General features: G+C 66.7%; 1 protein-coding gene. It reads right to left on the bottom strand.

Going from position 1 to position 1434, the window contains the following annotated elements; all coding sequences use genetic code 11:
* Positions 1 to 1319 (bottom strand): condensation domain-containing protein (locus TVH25_RS21290; protein ID WP_422425411.1); only part of this gene is annotated, 1319 nt, incomplete at its 3' end.
* Positions 1320 to 1434 lie beyond the last annotated feature (115 nt).

Here is a 1434-nt window from a genome sequence, read left to right as displayed (position 1 = left end):
CGGTAACTCGACACCACCGGACGAGGCCGATCCCCAGGCAACGTCGACTCCTCCGGCAGATCCGCCAAAGCACTGCGCCAGAACTCGGTTTGCCGCGCAAGCAGCGACTCCGGATCCGACTCGTCACCGAGAACCTCACGCTGCCACAACGTGTAATCCGCATACTGGACTTCCAAAACCGACCACCCCGGGACCGCGCCCGCAGCCCGCGCCGCATACGCCGTGACCACATCCCGGGTCAACGGCCCCATCGAGAACCCGTCGCCGGAAATATGATGAACCACCACAACCAGAATGTGCTCGTCCGGCGCGACCCGCAACAACCGCACCCGGATCGGAACCTGCTGCGTCACATCGAAACCGGTAGTCACAACCTCCGCGACACGTGCCGGGACCTCCTCGGCCGCAACAGTTTCCGGACGAACCTCGACCACGGCCTCCAATGGGGACAGGATCTCCTGGAAGCCGACCCCGTCGATCTCCGGATACACCGTCCGCAACGACTCGTGCCGTGCGACCACATCCGACACCGCCGCCTGCAACGCATCGACATCCAACGATCCCGACAACCTGATCGCCACCGGAATGTTGTTCACCGCAGATTCTGGATCCAGCCGGTTGAGGAACCACATCCGCTGCTGCGCCAACGACAACGGAATCTGCGCCGGACGCTCCCGCGCCGACAGCACCACACCCGGCCCGCCACCGGCCTCCGACACCCGCGCCGCCAGCTCCTCCACGGACGACGTCTCGAACACCACCGGCACCGCGACCCGATGCCCCACCCGCGCCGAGAGCCTCGCCACCAAGCGCGTCGCCGCCAAGGAATTACCGCCCAGATCCACAAACGAGTCATCCAGCCCGACCCGCTCGAGACCCAGCACCTGCGCCACCTCCGACGCCACCAACTCCTCCACCGGCGTCCGAGGCGCGCGATACTCCCGCACTTCGAACACCGGCTCCGGCAACGCTGCTCGATCCACCTTCCCCACGGCCGTCAACGGCACCGAATCGAGCACCACTACCAACGTGGGCACCATGAACCCCGGCAACATCTCGGCCGCAGCCGCACGCACCCGATCCCCCTCGAGCACCGCCGCCGGCTCCGGCACCACATACGACACCAACGCCGACTCACCCGATGGCAACGATGTCCCCACCGTCACCGCAAACCCCACACCGGGCAACGACGACAGCACCGCGTCGATCTCCCCCAGCTCGACCCGGAATCCCCGAATCTTCACCTGGAAATCGCTGCGCCCCACATACTCCAACACGCCGTCGGCACCACGGCGTACCAGATCTCCGGTCCGGTACATCCGCCCACCCGCACCGAACGGATCCGCGACGAACCGCGCCGCGGTCAGCCCGACCCGACCGTGATAGCCCCGCGCCCCCTGGGCCCCCGCCCCGTACCACCTGTCACATATACAC

Origin of the sequence: Rhodococcus sp. 7Tela_A2 (assembly GCF_049311045.1) — a bacterium.
GTDB lineage: Bacteria > Actinomycetota > Actinomycetes > Mycobacteriales > Mycobacteriaceae > Rhodococcus.
This window is presented reverse-complemented; position numbering and strand designations above follow the sequence as displayed.